General features: G+C 67.9%; 14 protein-coding genes. 11 read left to right on the forward strand and 3 right to left on the reverse strand.

The genetic code is table 11. The features are described from left to right. Positions 1 to 79 precede the first annotated feature (79 nt). On the forward strand, positions 80 to 1,747 hold the full coding sequence (locus tag AC06G6_RS06470; protein WP_479827444.1) for an HNH endonuclease signature motif containing protein: 1,668 nt from the start codon (positions 80 to 82) through the stop codon (positions 1,745 to 1,747). Positions 1,748 to 1,863: 116 nt separating this feature from the next. On the opposite strand, the gene AC06G6_RS06475 is transcribed toward AC06G6_RS06470, so the two are convergent. Next, positions 1,864 to 2,289 carry a GNAT family N-acetyltransferase gene (locus tag AC06G6_RS06475; protein ID WP_479827446.1) on the reverse strand — a complete coding sequence of 142 codons (426 nt, stop codon included), beginning with the start codon at positions 2,287 to 2,289 and terminating at the stop codon, positions 1,864 to 1,866. A gap of 112 nt (positions 2,290 to 2,401) precedes the next feature. Between AC06G6_RS06475 and AC06G6_RS06480 the strand changes: the two genes are divergently transcribed. Both AC06G6_RS06480 and AC06G6_RS06485 read left to right on the forward strand, forming a co-directional pair. Continuing rightward, positions 2,402 to 3,052, forward strand: coding sequence for a P-loop NTPase family protein (locus AC06G6_RS06480; protein WP_479827448.1), 651 nt, complete (start codon positions 2,402 to 2,404; stop codon positions 3,050 to 3,052). A gap of 34 nt (positions 3,053 to 3,086) precedes the next feature. Beyond that, positions 3,087 to 3,485: a hypothetical protein gene (locus AC06G6_RS06485; protein WP_479827450.1), complete on the forward strand. Its 399-nt coding sequence runs from the start codon at positions 3,087 to 3,089 to the stop codon at positions 3,483 to 3,485. Here AC06G6_RS06485 and AC06G6_RS06490 read toward each other — a convergent pair. After that, on the reverse strand, positions 3,482 to 3,937 hold the full coding sequence (locus AC06G6_RS06490) for a hypothetical protein (RefSeq protein WP_479827452.1): 456 nt from the start codon (positions 3,935 to 3,937) through the stop codon (positions 3,482 to 3,484). The genes AC06G6_RS06485 and AC06G6_RS06490 overlap by 4 nt on opposite strands. A gap of 9 nt (positions 3,938 to 3,946) precedes the next feature. After that, entirely contained in the window at positions 3,947 to 4,744 is a 798-nt protein-coding gene (locus AC06G6_RS06495) for a DUF937 domain-containing protein (RefSeq protein ID WP_479827454.1), read from the reverse strand. A gap of 237 nt (positions 4,745 to 4,981) precedes the next feature. On the opposite strand from AC06G6_RS06495, the gene AC06G6_RS06500 reads away from it, so the two are divergent. The 8 genes from AC06G6_RS06500 (at position 4,982) to AC06G6_RS06535 (ending at position 14,883) form a co-directional block, all read left to right on the forward strand. Next, positions 4,982 to 5,977, forward strand: a complete 996-nt coding sequence (locus AC06G6_RS06500; protein WP_479827456.1) for a bifunctional riboflavin kinase/FAD synthetase — start codon at positions 4,982 to 4,984, stop codon at positions 5,975 to 5,977. A 130-nt stretch (positions 5,978 to 6,107) separates the two neighbouring features. Next, positions 6,108 to 6,962 (forward strand): tryptophan 2,3-dioxygenase, encoded by an 855-nt coding sequence (gene kynA / locus AC06G6_RS06505; RefSeq protein WP_307458559.1) that lies wholly within the window; start codon positions 6,108 to 6,110, stop codon positions 6,960 to 6,962. Between the two features lie 62 nt (positions 6,963 to 7,024). Continuing rightward, a complete protein-coding gene (gene kynU / locus AC06G6_RS06510) occupies positions 7,025 to 8,251 on the forward strand; it encodes a kynureninase (RefSeq protein WP_479828563.1) in 1,227 nt (408 codons plus the stop codon). 184 nt (positions 8,252 to 8,435) lie between these two features. Further along, positions 8,436 to 8,705 carry a 30S ribosomal protein S15 gene (gene rpsO / locus AC06G6_RS06515; protein WP_226760651.1) on the forward strand — a complete coding sequence of 90 codons (270 nt, stop codon included), beginning with the start codon at positions 8,436 to 8,438 and terminating at the stop codon, positions 8,703 to 8,705. Positions 8,706 to 8,953: 248 nt separating this feature from the next. Continuing rightward, a complete protein-coding gene (locus AC06G6_RS06520; protein ID WP_479827458.1) occupies positions 8,954 to 11,203 on the forward strand; it encodes a polyribonucleotide nucleotidyltransferase in 2,250 nt (749 codons plus the stop codon). Positions 11,204 to 11,383: 180 nt separating this feature from the next. Next, on the forward strand, positions 11,384 to 12,727 hold the full coding sequence (locus tag AC06G6_RS06525) for a M16 family metallopeptidase (RefSeq protein WP_463874142.1): 1,344 nt from the start codon (positions 11,384 to 11,386) through the stop codon (positions 12,725 to 12,727). Between the two features lie 165 nt (positions 12,728 to 12,892). Next, positions 12,893 to 13,378: a DUF1579 family protein gene (locus tag AC06G6_RS06530; RefSeq protein WP_479827460.1), complete on the forward strand. Its 486-nt coding sequence runs from the start codon at positions 12,893 to 12,895 to the stop codon at positions 13,376 to 13,378. Between the two features lie 308 nt (positions 13,379 to 13,686). Continuing rightward, complete coding sequence (locus tag AC06G6_RS06535; protein ID WP_479827462.1) at positions 13,687 to 14,883, forward strand: substrate-binding domain-containing protein; 1,197 nt, start codon at positions 13,687 to 13,689, stop codon at positions 14,881 to 14,883. Positions 14,884 to 14,908: the final 25 nt, after the last annotated feature.

The raw sequence follows: 14,908 nt of genomic DNA on the forward strand, positions 1-14,908 counted from the left end.
CTGGCCTGATGCCGGAATGCTCCTCGGAATTCACCGGATTGCGCCCGTTACTGTCACACCTCAAAAGTAGTGTTGAGTCATGGAAGCCATTGGAGATTTCATCCCGGTACAGGCCAGACAGCCTGACGCCGGAATCCTCCCTGGCATTCCCCGGCTCACGCCCGTTCCTCCCGAGGCGGAGGACATCGACTGCGCTCTGGATGCGGCGCTTGCCCTGCTCCGCTCCTGCAACGGGACGGCTGTGCCTGATGCAGCGCTGTTCGGAGTGGCCGAGGCCTCCGACTTTGCCGGCCGCGTGGAGGAACTGTCCCGCGTGGTCGACTACTGGCAGCTTGTGGCCGCGGGGGCGGTCGACCGGACCCGAAGCCAGGCAGCGGCTGGAGACAGGACTGCCGCAGCAAAGTTTGGTGCCAACGCGCCCGCCGGCTGGTTGACTGGCTGGAATACGGAGACGAGTGCGCCGAAAAGTACTCCGTCCGACCCCATCTGGAATGAACCGGAAGGCGCTGCTCCTTCCCCGGGATGGGTGGACGACGGGTACCGGAACACCGCGGAATTCCTGCGGGCGCGGTTGCGGATCAGTGCCCCGGAAGCCCGACGCCGGCTGGCCCTCGTCGCGGACGTCCTGCCGTGCGCGGGCCTGTCGGGCCAGCCGCTGCCGGCCGCGAAAGAAGAACTCGCGGCTGTGGTCGCCTCGGGGGAAATCAGCTCTCGGGCGGCGACCATCATCAGCCTTTCCCTGGACCGGGTCCGGCACGTGTCCGCACCCGAAGATGCCGCGCGGATGGAGCACGCCCTCACCCGGACAGCGGTCGAGAACGACCCGGACTTCCTGACCAGGATCGCCAAACGCTGGACGGACGCCTTGGACCAGGACGGCGAGGAACCCGGCGAGCAGGAACTGCGCCACCGCCAGGGCGCGTTCATACGCCGGGCGCACCGCGGACTGCAGCACCTGGAAATCTTCGCCACGACCGACCAGTTCGAACACCTGCTCACGGTCATGAACACCGCCACCAACCCACGGACCGGCTTCGCCTCCGGGCCCGACGCCGGCAAGGATTCCGCCCTCCAAGCCGGGCCCGGGGCTGGTTCCGCCGTCGGCGGCGATGCGGACGACGCGGCTGCGGCGGAGCGCCTGGATCAGCGCACCCTGCCGCAGCGGCTCCTCGACGGCCTCGTCGGTGGCTGCAAGGCCGCCCTCGCCGCCGGGGACCTGCCCGCCGCGGGAGGGCTCCGCCCGCAGGTGATGGTCACCGTGGACTACCGTGACCTGCTGGAACGGCTCGGCGGCGCCGACGCGGAGACCCGCGCCCCGGGATCCAACACCGGGACACTGATGTTCACCGGACCCATCACGGCCTCGACAGTGCGCAAGATCGCCTGCGACGCCGACATCATCCCGGTTGTGCTGGGCGGACAAGGCCGGATCCTGGACATCGGACGCACCTCGCGGGTCTTCCCGCCGCACATCCGCAAGGCCATCACGGCGCGGGATCAGGGCTGCGCCTTTCCCCAGTGCACTATCCCGGCGCCCTGGTGCGAGGCCCACCACATCAACTACTGGTCCCGCGGCGGAAGCACCGGGGCAGGCAACGGAACGCTGCTCTGCTCGCATCACCATCACGTAGTCCACAAGGAACTGTGGACCATTCAACTGCGAAGCGGCGTCCCGTGGTTCATCCCGCCTCCTCACGTCGATCCGCGCCAGGTGCCACGGCGAAACCGCTACTTCCGGCTGGAGTGAGGCTGAAGCCTCCGGGCGGAGTCAGCCCCTCGGGGCAGCGACTCTGAAGGGGAGCGCGGTGCCGGCGTCGAACGGCACCGCACCTCGCGCCGGTCTCTTATGGGGGCTATCCAGGACTAGCGGAACTGCGCAAAGACGCGCACGGGTTGAGGACGGATATCCGCGCCCTCGGTAAAGCCCAGGGCCTCGTAGAAGGCACGCTGCCCGGGTTCGTTGTCGGTGATCAGCACCAGCTGACGGACGTGCTGATAGCGCATCTGCACAGCTTCCAGCAGCGCGCGGCCGGCACCGGATTTCTGGAAAGCCGGGTCCACGAGGATGTCCTGCAGGTAGCAGATGGTCGCGTCGTCGAAGATCGCCCGGGCCATCCCAACCAGCACCCCGCCGCTATTCCGCGCCGTGACAACGAAGGACGAGCCGCGGACGGCCGCGGCCAGGAGCCCGGGTGCCCGGGTATACGCACCCCAACCCACAGACTCGTACAGCGCCAGCACCTCGGGATCAAGAAAGGGGCCGCCGGCAAGGACTGTGAACTCTGACATCGGATCAGTGTCGCACAGCGGCCTACCCCGCGGCCCGGGCATGAGGTGCTACCGTGGCGCCGACGCGCACCAGGGGCCGAACCTGGATGGAGCCGTATCGAGGGGACGATCCATGAAGTCAAGGGACACGGCCGACATGTACCGGAAGCCATCCGCCACCCCGGGGGCGGTTGGGGACCCTGCATCGCCCAAACCCACTCCGGCCGCCCCCTCCCGGGTCCTCTTCTACGGGGTCACCGGCAGCGGCAAGTCGGCCGCCGCCCGGGCCTACGCTCAAGCCACCGGGCTGCCCGAGTTTTCGGCGGACGATGACATTGGCTGGCTGCCCGGGTGGCAGCAGCGTACCGTCGAGGAGCAGCGGGACCTCGCTGCCGCGATTGCGGCCCAGGACCGCTGGGTCCTGGACAGTGCGTATGGGGTGTGGCGGGACGTAGTCCTGCCGCGGGCGGAACTCGTCGTCGGCCTGGACTATCCGCGCTGGCTTTCGCTGGCAAGGCTCGTCCGCCGCACGCTGCGGCGGGCCGTGACCCGGGAACCGGTCTGCAACGGCAACCAGGAAACCCTTGCCCGGCTCTTCATCCAGGACTCGATCATCCGGTGGCATTTCCGGTCGTTCACACGGAAACGGCAGGTGATGCGCGGTCTCCACTCGGATCCTGCGATGCCGCCCGCGATCCTGTTCCGACATCCCCGCCAGCTCGACGCCTGGCTCGCGCGGTTGACCGCCGGGGGAGCTGGGACCGGGCGGGCCGAAAGCCTCTGACCGGACGACGGCGGACGGCGGCTACGCTGGTCGCATGGCAGCACTCAAGGCCCCAGGGGAGCTAGCGGAGGCCGAACGTGCGTCCCTGCTCAGGGCCGTGAAAGCATTCCACACCTTCGCCTGGTTCACGATCGAGGCCTGCATGGTCTACGTGCTGTATGCCGGTGCCCGCGGCCGCACGGACCGGAGGGTGGGCCTGGCCGCGGGCGTCGTCACCGCCGAAACTCTGATCTTCGCCGCCAACGGCTTCCACTGCCCGCTCACTGCCGTGGCCAGGGACCTGGGTGACAAGACGGGCTCCGTCACCGACATTTACCTGCCACAGTGGTTTGCGCGGAATCTCCCGGGTATCCACGTTCCACTCATCCTGGCCGCCGTGCTGCTGCACTGGCGGAACCACCGCGCCGCGAGCGATACCACAGTGCGGCGCTAGCGCAGCGGGTCGCCGTTGAGGTCAACACGGAAGTGCTCGATCACCCTGTTGGTAGCTGTGTCGACGATGACCACCGAGTCCGCCGGCCAGGACGGATCGGGAACGACCACATAGGGAACATCCGTGATGAGGGTGGGCCGCCCGGCGCCGTTGATCCTCCGGTCGAACGCGTCGACCACCACGTTGGTCCTGGTATTGATCGCCACCGTTTCCTGGGGGAGCCCCGCGGCGCTTCCGCTGGCCGGTGTCGCGTTCCACCAGCCCTCGTAGCCGCCCACCGGGGCGACCGCCGGCGTCGACCGGGACATCGGCGCCCTCCCGGTGTCGCCGGCTGCTTCGGCCGCGCCGCCGCAGGCGCTCAACGACACTCCCGCGGCGAGCAGCAAACCAACAGCGGCAAGGTGTGGCGCCCTGGCAGTCAAACCCATGATTTTGTCCCCCAACATCGTCATTGTCCCGGTCTACTTCTTCCCGAACAGGCCGCCCAGGATCCCGCCGGACCCGCCGTCGTCATTTTTCCGCTCCAGCGGCTGGCTCTCCGGGAGATCGACGTCGATCACCTCGCCGGGGCGCGGCCCGCCGCCGGTTGGCCGGCCCTGCGGGCGGGTCTTCGGATCCAGCGTTGCGTCCCGCTCCTCCGGAACCGCAGCAGGAACCGCTGCCGGCGACGACGGCTGGCCGCCGCCGAGCAGTCCACCCAGCAGATCACCAAGTCCGCCCATCCCGCCAGCACCACCGCCGGCTGCACCGCCACCGGCGCCGCCCAGGATCCCGCCGAGAATTGCGCCGAGGTCAATGCCCCCGGCCTGGCCGGCCCCGCCCGCGCCGCCGGCCCCGGACGACTGCCCGCGGCCCCCAAGGACCTTGTTCGCAAGGTAGGACATCACGATCGGGGCCAGGATCGGCAGCAGCTTCTTGATCAGGTCCCCGCCCACGCCGCCGAGTTGGGACGCTCCGGCCAGCTGGCTGGCGACCTGGTCCTGCTGCCCGCCGAAGACGTGGCTCACGATCTTTTCGCCGTCCGCGGTGTCCACCTGCGAGACATCGACCCCGCCCTCCAGCAGTCCGTCCTGGTGCTGGCCGAGCGCTGACTCCAGGGAGGCGGCGCCGTCGGAGGCCTGTGCATTGTTCTGCATGCCGGCCAGCAGCGTGGGCACGGCAGCTTCCACTGCGGCCTGGGCGGTCTGCCGGTCGGTGCCGAGCATGCCGGCAATCTGCTCTACCGGGATCTGCCGCAGGATGTCGTGGAGCTCGGTCATGGGGGTCTCCTTCAGCCGCAGCTCAGTGCGGGCCTCGCTGGAAGCGGCGCCCGCGCGGGCGCCGCCGGACGGGTTGCCCTTGCATCGTAGTCCGGGTGCCCGGGACGCGAAAGGACCCTGCCCGGGGCCGGGCGGCGCAGGTCGGAGCCGGACCGCGTTTGCGGGTAATCTAGGAGAGTTCCGGAGCCGGCAGGATTCTCCGGAGGTGCACACGGCAGGCAGCAAAAGGCGAGGTTGATGGTCCACATCTGGAACGATCCGTCCGAAGTCCCGGCGGACTTCGGTCCTTCCGTCGTTACCTTCGGCAACTTCGACGGTGTGCACCGCGGCCACCAGCAGGTGCTCTCGCAGCTCATCCGCATCGCCCGCCTGAACCACGCCCGGGCCGTCGCCATCACCTTCGACCCGCATCCGGCGCAGGTCCACCGCCCCGAATCCGCCCCGGAACTCATCATGGGCCTGGAAGACAAGCTGGTCGCGCTCGGCGAACTCGGCCTCGACGCCGTGCTCGTCATGAAGTACTCCCTCGAACTGGCCAGCCTCACCCCCGAAGAATTCGTCGCCGACGTCCTGGTCGGTGCCCTCAGAGCCAGCCACGTCGTGATCGGCCACGACGCCCGGTTCGGCCGGGGCAACTCCGGGGACCTGAACACCATGCAGGAACTCGGCCGGAAGCTCGGCTTCGAGGTCCTGGTCATCAGTGAGTTCGGCTCCGAAGGCTTCCCGCTGCACGGCGATGCGCACGACGACGGCGGCACCGACCGCCGCTGTTCCTCCACCTGGGTGCGCGAGGCGCTGCGTGAGGGCGACGTCGCCACGGCGGCCGCCGTCCTGGGCAGGTCGCACCGGATGCGCGGCGAAGTGGTCCACGGCGCCGCGCGGGGCCGCGACCTCGGCTTTCCGACCGCCAACCTCGCCCCCAACGCGAGTGGCTACATCCCGGCCGACGGCATTTACGCCGGCTGGCTTGTCGACCAGGCCGGTACGCGCTGGCCGGCGGCCATCTCCGTGGGCTCCAACCCGACCTTCGACGGCGTCAGCCGCCAGGTGGAGGCGCACGTGATCGACCGCCCGGAAGAGGCTGTCGAGGACTTCGATCTGTACGGCCAGACAGTAGTCGTGGAATTCGTCGCCCGGCTGCGGGGGATGGTGGCGTACCGTGGCCCTGAAGCGTTGGTGGACCAGATGCGCCTGGACGTGGTCCAGGCCCACAACATTCTGTTCGCGCGCTGAACCGCAAGGTTTAAGCGCTGCGCCGAACCGCCGCGCTGAACCGCGCGGCTGATCCGCGGTCCGTGCGGGCGGTTTCGCCGGCGGCTCCGCGCACTGATGCACCGCCATTGGGCAAGGAAGGCAAGAAAACGTGACGATTGAGAAGAACACCAGGGAGCTGGACAAGGATATTGTCCGGGACTTCAGCTCAAAGATGAGCTACGCGTCCTACCTGCAGCTGCCGACGCTCCTGAGCGCCCAGCAGCCGGTCAGCGCCCCGGAGCACCACGATGAGATGCTGTTTATCATCCAGCACCAGACCACGGAACTGTGGCTGAAGCTGGTCCTGCACGAGCTCCGCAGCGCCGCCGCCTGGCTCCGCTCCGACGATCTCGGCTCGGCCCTGAAAGCCATCGCCCGGGTCAAGCACATCCAGAAGACCCTCACCGAGCAGTGGTCGGTGCTGGCCACCCTCACCCCGACCGAGTACTCGCAGTTCCGCGGCTTCCTGGGCAACTCCTCCGGATTCCAGTCCAGCCAGTACCGCGCGGTCGAATTCCTGCTCGGCAACAAGAACCGCAAGATGCTGCCGGTCTTCGAATCCGATCCCGAGGCCCACGCGATGCTGCTGGAGCTCCTCGAAGCCCCGAGCATCTACGACGACTTCCTCGCCTACCTCAAGCGCCAGGGCTTCGACGTGCCCGCCTCGCTGCTGGAGCGGGACGTCACCCAGGCGCACGAGTTCTGCGCCGAGCTGGTCCCGGTCTTCAAGTACATCTACGAGAACGCCGCGGACAACTGGGGCGCCTACGAGGCCTGCGAGGAGCTCGTGGACCTCGAGGACAACTTCCAGCTCTGGCGCTTCCGGCACCTGCGCACGGTGCAGCGCACCATCGGCATGAAGTCCGGCACCGGCGGCTCCAGCGGCGCCGCGTTCCTGCAGAAGGCGCTGGAACTGACCTTCTTCCCGGAGCTCTTCGCCGTCCGGACGGAGATCGGCCAGTGAGCGCCCTTCAGCCGGAAACGGCGGGGCCCGCGGCGCAGGCCGCCGCCGGCAACGACACAGCCGTGCTGCAGCGCGCCCGCGATCTCGACGCCGCCGACCCGCTGGCCGCCTACCGCGATCACTTCGTCGGCGCCGACACCGCGCTGTCGTACCTGGACGGCAACTCCCTGGGCCGCCCGCTCAAGCGCACCGTCACGGACATCAGCAGCTTCATCCAGGACAGCTGGGGCGGGCGGCTGATCCGCGGCTGGGACGAGGAATGGCTGGAACTGCCGCAGGCCATCGGCGACCAGCTCGGCAGGGCCGTTCTCGGCGCCGCTGCGGGGCAGACCATCATCGCCGACTCCACCACGGTGGTCCTGTACAAGCTGATCCGGGCCGCGCTGGCCGCCGTCACGGACCCGACACGCACGGAAATCGTCCTGGACACGGACAATTTCCCCACCGACCGGTACCTCGTCGAGGGCATCGCCCGCGAAGAAGGCCTCACGCTGCGCTGGATCGACGCCGATCCCTCCTCCGGCGTGACCGTCGAGCAGGTGCGGGCCGCCACCGGCCCGGCCACCGCCGTCGTGGTCCTGAGCCAGATCGCCTACCGCTCCGGGTTCCTCGCGGACCTGCCCGGCATCACCGCGGCCGTGCACGACGCCGGCGCGCTGGTCGTGTGGGACCTGTGCCATTCCGCCGGGTCGGTCGAGATCGCCCTGGACGCCGCCGACGTCGACTTCGCCGCCGGCTGCACCTACAAGTACCTCAACGGGGGACCGGGCTCGCCCGCGTTCGCCTACGTCAACGCCCGGCACCTGCCGGGACTGCAGCAGCCGATCTGGGGCTGGATGGGCCGCAAGGACGCCTTCGAAATGGGGCCCGGCTATGAGGCCGCGGCGGGAATCCGCGGTTTCCTCAGCGGCACCCCCGCGATCTTCGGGATGCTCGCCATGCGCGGCACCCTGGACCTGCTGGAGGAGGTGGGCATGGCCGCTGTGCGGGAGAAGTCCCGGCTGCTGACCGCGTTCGCCGTCGAACTCCACGACGCCTGGCTCGCCCCGGCGGGTGTGGAACTCTCGACGCCGCGGGACCCGGAACTGCGCGGCAGCCACATCACGGTCGACCACCCGGCGTTCCGGGAGATGACCGCGGCGCTGTGGGAGCAGGACGTCATTCCGGATTTCCGCGCACCGCACGGCATCCGGATCGGGCTGTCCCCGCTGAGCACATCCTTCGCGGAGCTGTACCGCGGCATGGAAGCCATCCGCGAACGGCTGTCGCAGGGTCCTTCCGGGCAGTAGGACCGGCCGTTTCGACAAGATTAGCGGCGTGCCGGTAAACTAAACGTTGGATCCGGCTGCAGTCCGTGGCGGCTGGCTCTTGTTGTGTACGGGCAACCTCCTCTTCGGAGGAGGAATCTCCGGCGCGGCACCCCCGGCAGTGAGTTACTGATTCGGGCCTCACGGCACATCTCTAGGAGTTATCGTGGCACTTGAAGCCGCTGTAAAGCAGTCCATCATCAAGGATTTCGCAACGTCCGAGGGCGACACCGGTTCGCCGGAGGTCCAGGTTGCAGTCCTGACTCAGCGGATCAAGGATCTCACTGAGCACATGAAGGTGCACAAGCACGATTACCACACCCAGCGCGGTCTGCTGGCCATGGTCGGTCGTCGCAAGCGCATGCTGACCTACCTCAAGAACACTGACATCACCCGCTACCGTGCGCTCATCGAGCGTCTCGGCCTGCGCCGCTAGTCAGCTTTAAGGGGCGGCCCCTTCCGTGACGGAAAGGGCCGCCTTCTTCACACAAAAACTCAACAGGAGGATCAACCGCATCACGCATTCGCGGTCTTCGGTAGTGATCTCCGGGAACGGCTTCAAGGATTGAAGCCTGAGCCCGTGGGTCTCGATCGATGACCGGGTGCAGTGCAGGCCAGCCGACAGATGCTGGACTGGGTTGATGCGGCTGGACTCCGTGAACCATGAAACGGAGGTGACTCTCTATGGAGGGTCCCGAAATCCAGTTCTCAGAAGCAGTCATTGACAATGGACGCTTCGGCAAGCGTGTTATCCGCTTTGAAACCGGCCGCCTTGCCAAGCAGGCAGCCGGCGCAGCGATGGTCTACATCGACGAAGAGACCGCGCTGCTGTCCGCCACCACCGCCGGCAAGCACCCGCGTGAAGGTTTCGACTTCTTCCCGCTGACCGTCGACGTCGAAGAGCGTATGTACGCCGCCGGCCGCATCCCGGGCTCGTTCTTCCGCCGCGAGGGCCGCCCCTCCACGGAAGCCATCCTGGCCTGCCGCCTGATGGACCGCCCGCTGCGCCCCGCCTTCGTCAAGGGCCTGCGCAACGAGGTCCAGATCGTCGTCACCGTGCTGTCCATCAACCCGGACGAGCTCTACGACGTGGTCGCGATCAACGCTTCCTCGATGTCCACCCAGCTCTCCGGCCTGCCCTTCTCCGGCCCGATCGGCGGCGTCCGCGTTGCCCTCGTCCAGGACGAGCACGGCCCGCAGTGGGTTGCGTTCCCGAAGCACTCCCAGCTTGAGAACGCCGTCTTCAACATGGTCGTTGCCGGCCGCGTCAAGAACGACGACGTCGCCATCATGATGGTTGAAGCCGAAGCCACCGACAACTCCTGGAACCTCATCAAGGAACAGGGCGCCACCGCCCCGACCGAAGAGGTCGTCTCCGAAGGCCTCGAGGCTGCCAAGCCGTTCATCAAGGCCCTTTGCGAAGCGCAGTCCGACCTGGCAGCCCGCGCCGCCAAGCCGACCGTCGAGTTCCCGGTCTTCCTGGACTACCAGGACGACGTCTACGCCGCTGTTGAGTCCGCTGCCGCCGAAAAGCTGGCCGCTGTCTTCCAGATCGCCGACAAGCAGGAGCGCGACACCGCCTCCGACGAGCTCAAGGACGAGGTCACCTCTTCCCTGGCCGGCCAGTTCGAAGGCCGCGAGAAGGAGCTGTCCGCAGCCTTCCGCTCCGTCACCAAGCACGTTGTGCGCCAGCGCATCCTCACGGAGCAGATCCGCATCGACGGCCGCGGCCTGACGGACATCCGCCAGCTCACCGCCGAAGTTGAGGTTCTGCCCCGCGTCCACGGCTCGGCCATCTTCGAGCGCGGCGAAACCCAGATCATGGGTGTCACCACGCTGAACATGCTCAAGATGGAACAGCAGATCGACTCGCTGTCTCCCGTGACGCGCAAGCGCTACATGCACAACTACAACTTCCCGCCGTACTCCACCGGCGAGACCGGCCGCGTCGGTTCCCCGAAGCGCCGCGAAATCGGCCACGGCGCCCTCGCCGAGCGCGCCATCATGCCGGTGCTGCCGTCCCGCGAGGAATTCCCCTACGCCATCCGCCAGGTGTCTGAGGCTCTCAGCTCCAACGGTTCGACGTCGATGGGTTCCGTCTGCGCCTCCACGCTGTCCCTGCTCAACGCAGGTGTGCCGCTGAAGGCCGCCGTTGCCGGTATCGCCATGGGCCTGGTCTCCGACCAGGTCGACGGCCAGACCCGTTACGCCGCCCTGACCGATATCCTCGGCGCCGAAGATGCCTTCGGTGACATGGACTTCAAGGTCGCCGGTACCGCTGAGTTCGTCACGGCCATTCAGCTGGACACGAAGCTCGACGGCATCCCGGCCTCCGTCCTGGCAGCCGCCCTGAAGCAGGCCCGCGAAGCCCGGCTGCACATCCTGGACGTCCTGAACTCCGCGATCGACACCCCGGACGAGCTCTCCGAGTTCGCGCCGCGCGTCATCGCGGTCAAGATCCCGGTAGACAAGATCGGCGAGGTCATCGGCCCGAAGGGCAAGATGATCAACCAGATCCAGGAAGACACCGGAGCCGACATCTCGATCGAGGACGACGGAACTGTCTACATTGGCGCCACGAACGGCCCGTCTGCCGACGCAGCACGGTCCGCGATCAACGCCATCGCCAACCCGCAGATCCCGGAAATCGGCGAGCGCTACCTGGGCACGGTCGTCAAGACCACGACCTTCGGCGCCTTCGTTTCCCTGACTCCGGGCAAGGACGGTCTGCTGCACATCTCCGAGCTGCGCAAGATCGCCGGCGGCAAGCGCGTGGACAACGTCGATGACGTCGTCTCCGTCGGCCAGAAGATCCAGGTGGAAATCACCAAGATCGATGACCGCGGCAAGCTCTCCCTGTCACCCGTTGTGGCTGACGAGGCCGGCGCAGAGAACGCTGATGACGCTGAGGTTTCCCTGGAGACCGCAGAGTAGTCTGAGCTGAATTAAGGGGCGGGGCCGGTGGATCATCCACCGGCCCCGCCGCCGTTAACGGCGGCGGCGATGCCGGCCGCCGTCGTCAGTGGCTCCCCGGTGCCGCGGCCCGACGAGTGGGGCGGTATGCCGCTGGTACGATTGCAGGCAGATTTGGCACGTGTTTACTGAAAGGCCTTGATGACTGTCGTCCCCCTGCCGCTTGAGCAGAACCAGCACGCTGACACCCTGATCCACGGCGCCGACGGCGGTTCCGAGGTGCGCCGTTCGGTCCTGCCCGGCGGCGTCCGTGTGCTCACTGAGGCGATGCCGGGCCAGCGCTCGGCCACCATCGGTTTCTGGGTCGGCGTCGGCTCGCGCGACGAGGCCCCCGGGCAGCACGGCTCCACCCACTTCCTGGAGCACCTGCTGTTCAAAGGCACCAAGCGGCGTACCGCCCTCGAGATCGCCTCGGCCTTCGACGAAGTCGGCGGCGAGTCCAACGCCGCCACGGCGAAGGAGAGCACCTGCTACTTCGCCCGCGTGCTGGACACCGATCTCCCCATGGCCATCGACGTCATCGCGGATATGATCACCGGCGCCGTGCTGGACCCGCAGGAGATGGAGCAGGAACGCGACGTCATCCTCGAGGAGATCGCGATGGACAGCGACGACCCCACCGACGTCGCCCACGAACACTTCGTTGCCGCAGTGCTGGGCACCCACCCGCTGGGCCGGCCGATCGGCGGAACCCCGGACGCCATCCGGGCCGTCGCCCGCGACTCCGTCTGGGACCACTACCGCCGCTACTACCGTCCGGACGAGCTCGTCATCACCGCCGCCGGGGGACTGGACCACGACGTCGTCTGCGGCCTCGTCGTCGACGCCCTGCACTCCGCCGGCTGGAGCCTTGAACCCGATGCAGCCCCCGTGCAGCGCCGCTCCACCGACCGCGCGGCCATCACCGGCACCGCAGGCCTGCACGTCGTCAAGCGCCCGGTGGAGCAGGCCAACATCATCATGGGCTGCCCCACCATCGTCGCCACCGACGACCGCCGCTTCGTCATGAGCGTGCTCAACGCCGTGCTCGGCGGCGGCATGTCCTCCCGGCTGTTCCAGGAGGTCCGCGAGAAGCGTGGACTGGTGTACTCGACCTATTCCTTCGCCTCTTCCTACGCCGACGCCGGCTACTTCGGCATGTACGCCGGCTGCACGCCGTCGAAGGTCCGGCAGGTCCTTGAACTGCTCGGCGCCGAACTGGACAAGCTGGCCGGGGGCGGCATCTCCGAGGAGGAACTCCGGAAGGCCGTCGGGCAGCTCTGCGGCGGAATCGTGCTGGCCCTGGAGGACACCGGCTCCCGGATGTCCCGGCTGGGCCGGGCCGAACTCGTCTCCGGTGAATACCAGGACATCGACGAGACCCTGCGTCAGATCAAGGCCGTCACTGCCGCCGAAGTCCAGGAGCTCGCCCGCGAACTCGCTGCCGCCCCGCGGACCGTCACGGTGGTGGGTCCCTTCGAGGAAACCGAGACCTTCGGCCTCTGAGGACCGGCCCCGCCTGACGCTGTGCTGGGTCTGCAGGCCGCTGAACTGGGCCTGCACCGGCCCGGGTGGCCTGCGCGGACCTAGACAGGGCAGGCGGCGCCGCGTGATGATGGGGACGGGTCACTCGGGAGGACCCCATCTGGAAGGAACCCCGGGAAGGAAGTCATGGACCGGCCGCTGCCAGGCAGTGCACACGAGGCGCTTGAGGCGTTCCTCGGGCATTGGACCGGCACCACGCGATGGGAGGCCACGCCGTGGGGGCCGGCGCGTGCCGCCGCCATCGAACTGACGTTCGCCCGCGCCGCCGCCGGACTGGCCGTCACGCACAGCTACCGGCACACGGAAGCCGACGGCACCCGTTTTGAGGGCCACGGGGTGTTCACCATGGACCCGGACCGCCCGGACACCCTCTGGTACCACGTCAACAGCATGGGTCTGCCCCCGGAAGCGCCGGCGCGCGCCAACTGGCAGGAGGGCACCCTCACCATGGAACGGCGCAGCGAGCGCGGCACGTCCCGGCATACCTTCCGGGTCGACGACGGCGTGCTGACGCACACGGCCGGACTCCGGCTGGGTTCCGCGAGCGAATTCACGCCTTTTATGACCACGGTCTGCCGGCGCGTTACCCAGGACACCGCCGTCCCCGCCTGACGCTCCCGCACTGGATCCGACGCAGCGCCGGACGCTCCCGCACTTGATCCCGCCGACCGCCGGACGCTCCCGCACTTGATCCGACGTGGCGGCACAGCCATGGACTGCCATGCGTCGCGCCCCAAACCGTTGCCATAACGTTGCAAAGCCGCTCTTGAAATCCGTTGACACGCTGTGAGCCGCATCATAGATTTGCCGTAATCTGAATCACCTTTCAGGTTCAGTACAATTCCAGCCAGCTCTCCTGCTCAGATCTCCTGCTCAGATCTCCTGCTCAGATTCCGCGGATTCTCAACGAAAGGCATCCCGTGAAGGATACAAAGAAGTTCCTGATGGCCGCCGTTATGGCCACCGGGCTCGCCCTCAGCGCCTGTGCCCCCACGGCCGGCACCGCAGCGCCGGCCGAGTCTGGCAGCACGAAGGCCGCCGAGCCGGTCGACGTCGGCATCATCTACTCCAAGACCGGACCGCTGGCGGCCTACGGCGCCACCTACTACGAGGGCCTGCAGGCCGGCATCGACCACGCGACCGGCGGGACCGGCGCCGTGAACGGCGCCAAGATCAACCTCACCTACGCCGACGACGGCGGGGATCCGGACAAGGCCGTGACGGCCGCCAAGGACATGATCGGCAAGGGCTACAAGATCATCGGCGGCACGGTCAGCTCCGGCATCGCGCTCAAGCTGGCGGAACAGGCGGCGCAGAACAAGGTCCTGTACATCTCCGGGCCGGCGGCCACCGACGCGATCCAGGGCATCAACAAGTACACGTTCCGTTCGGGCCGCCAGAGCCTGCAGGACGTCGCCACGGCCGGTTCATTCATCGACACCAACGGCAAGAAGGTCGTCGTCTTCGCGCAGGACAACGCCTTCGGCCAGGGCAACGTCGCCGCCGTCAAGGCCGTCCTCGGAGCCAAGGGCGCCACCGTGGAAGCCGTCCTGGTGCCGGACGGACAGGAGCTCACCCCCTTCGCCCGCCAGCTCATCGACGCGAAGCCGGACATGGTCTTCGTCGCATGGGCCGGGGCCACATCCGGCACCATGTGGCAGACCCTGAGCCAGCAGGGCGCCTTTGACGCCGCCCCGGTCGTTACCGGGCTCGGCGACGCCGCCACCTTCGGCGCCTACGGTGAGGCGACCTCCAAGATCAGCTTCCTGAACCACTACTTCCCGGGCGCCGCGGGCACCGAGGTGGAGAAGAAGATGATCGCCGCAGTCGAGAAGGCCGGCCAGAAAGCGGACCTCTTCACCCCCGACGGCTTCGTGGCCGGCCAGATGATCGTCCAGGCCATCAAGGAAGGCGGCTCCGACGCCGACGCCATGGTCAAGGCGCTCGAGGGCTTCAGCTTCGACGGCCCCAAGGGCAAGGAGACGGTCCGCGCTTCGGACCACGCCCTGGTCCAGGACATGTACCAGGTCAAGCTCGTCCAGACGGGCGGCAGCTGGGCCCCCGAGCTCATCAAGGTGGTTGCGGGCGACACCGTCGCCCCGCCGGAAAAGAAGTAGCCCGGCGCGGCGCTGTGCCGGGCAG

This window comes from Arthrobacter sp. CJL-S3 (assembly GCF_056711635.1).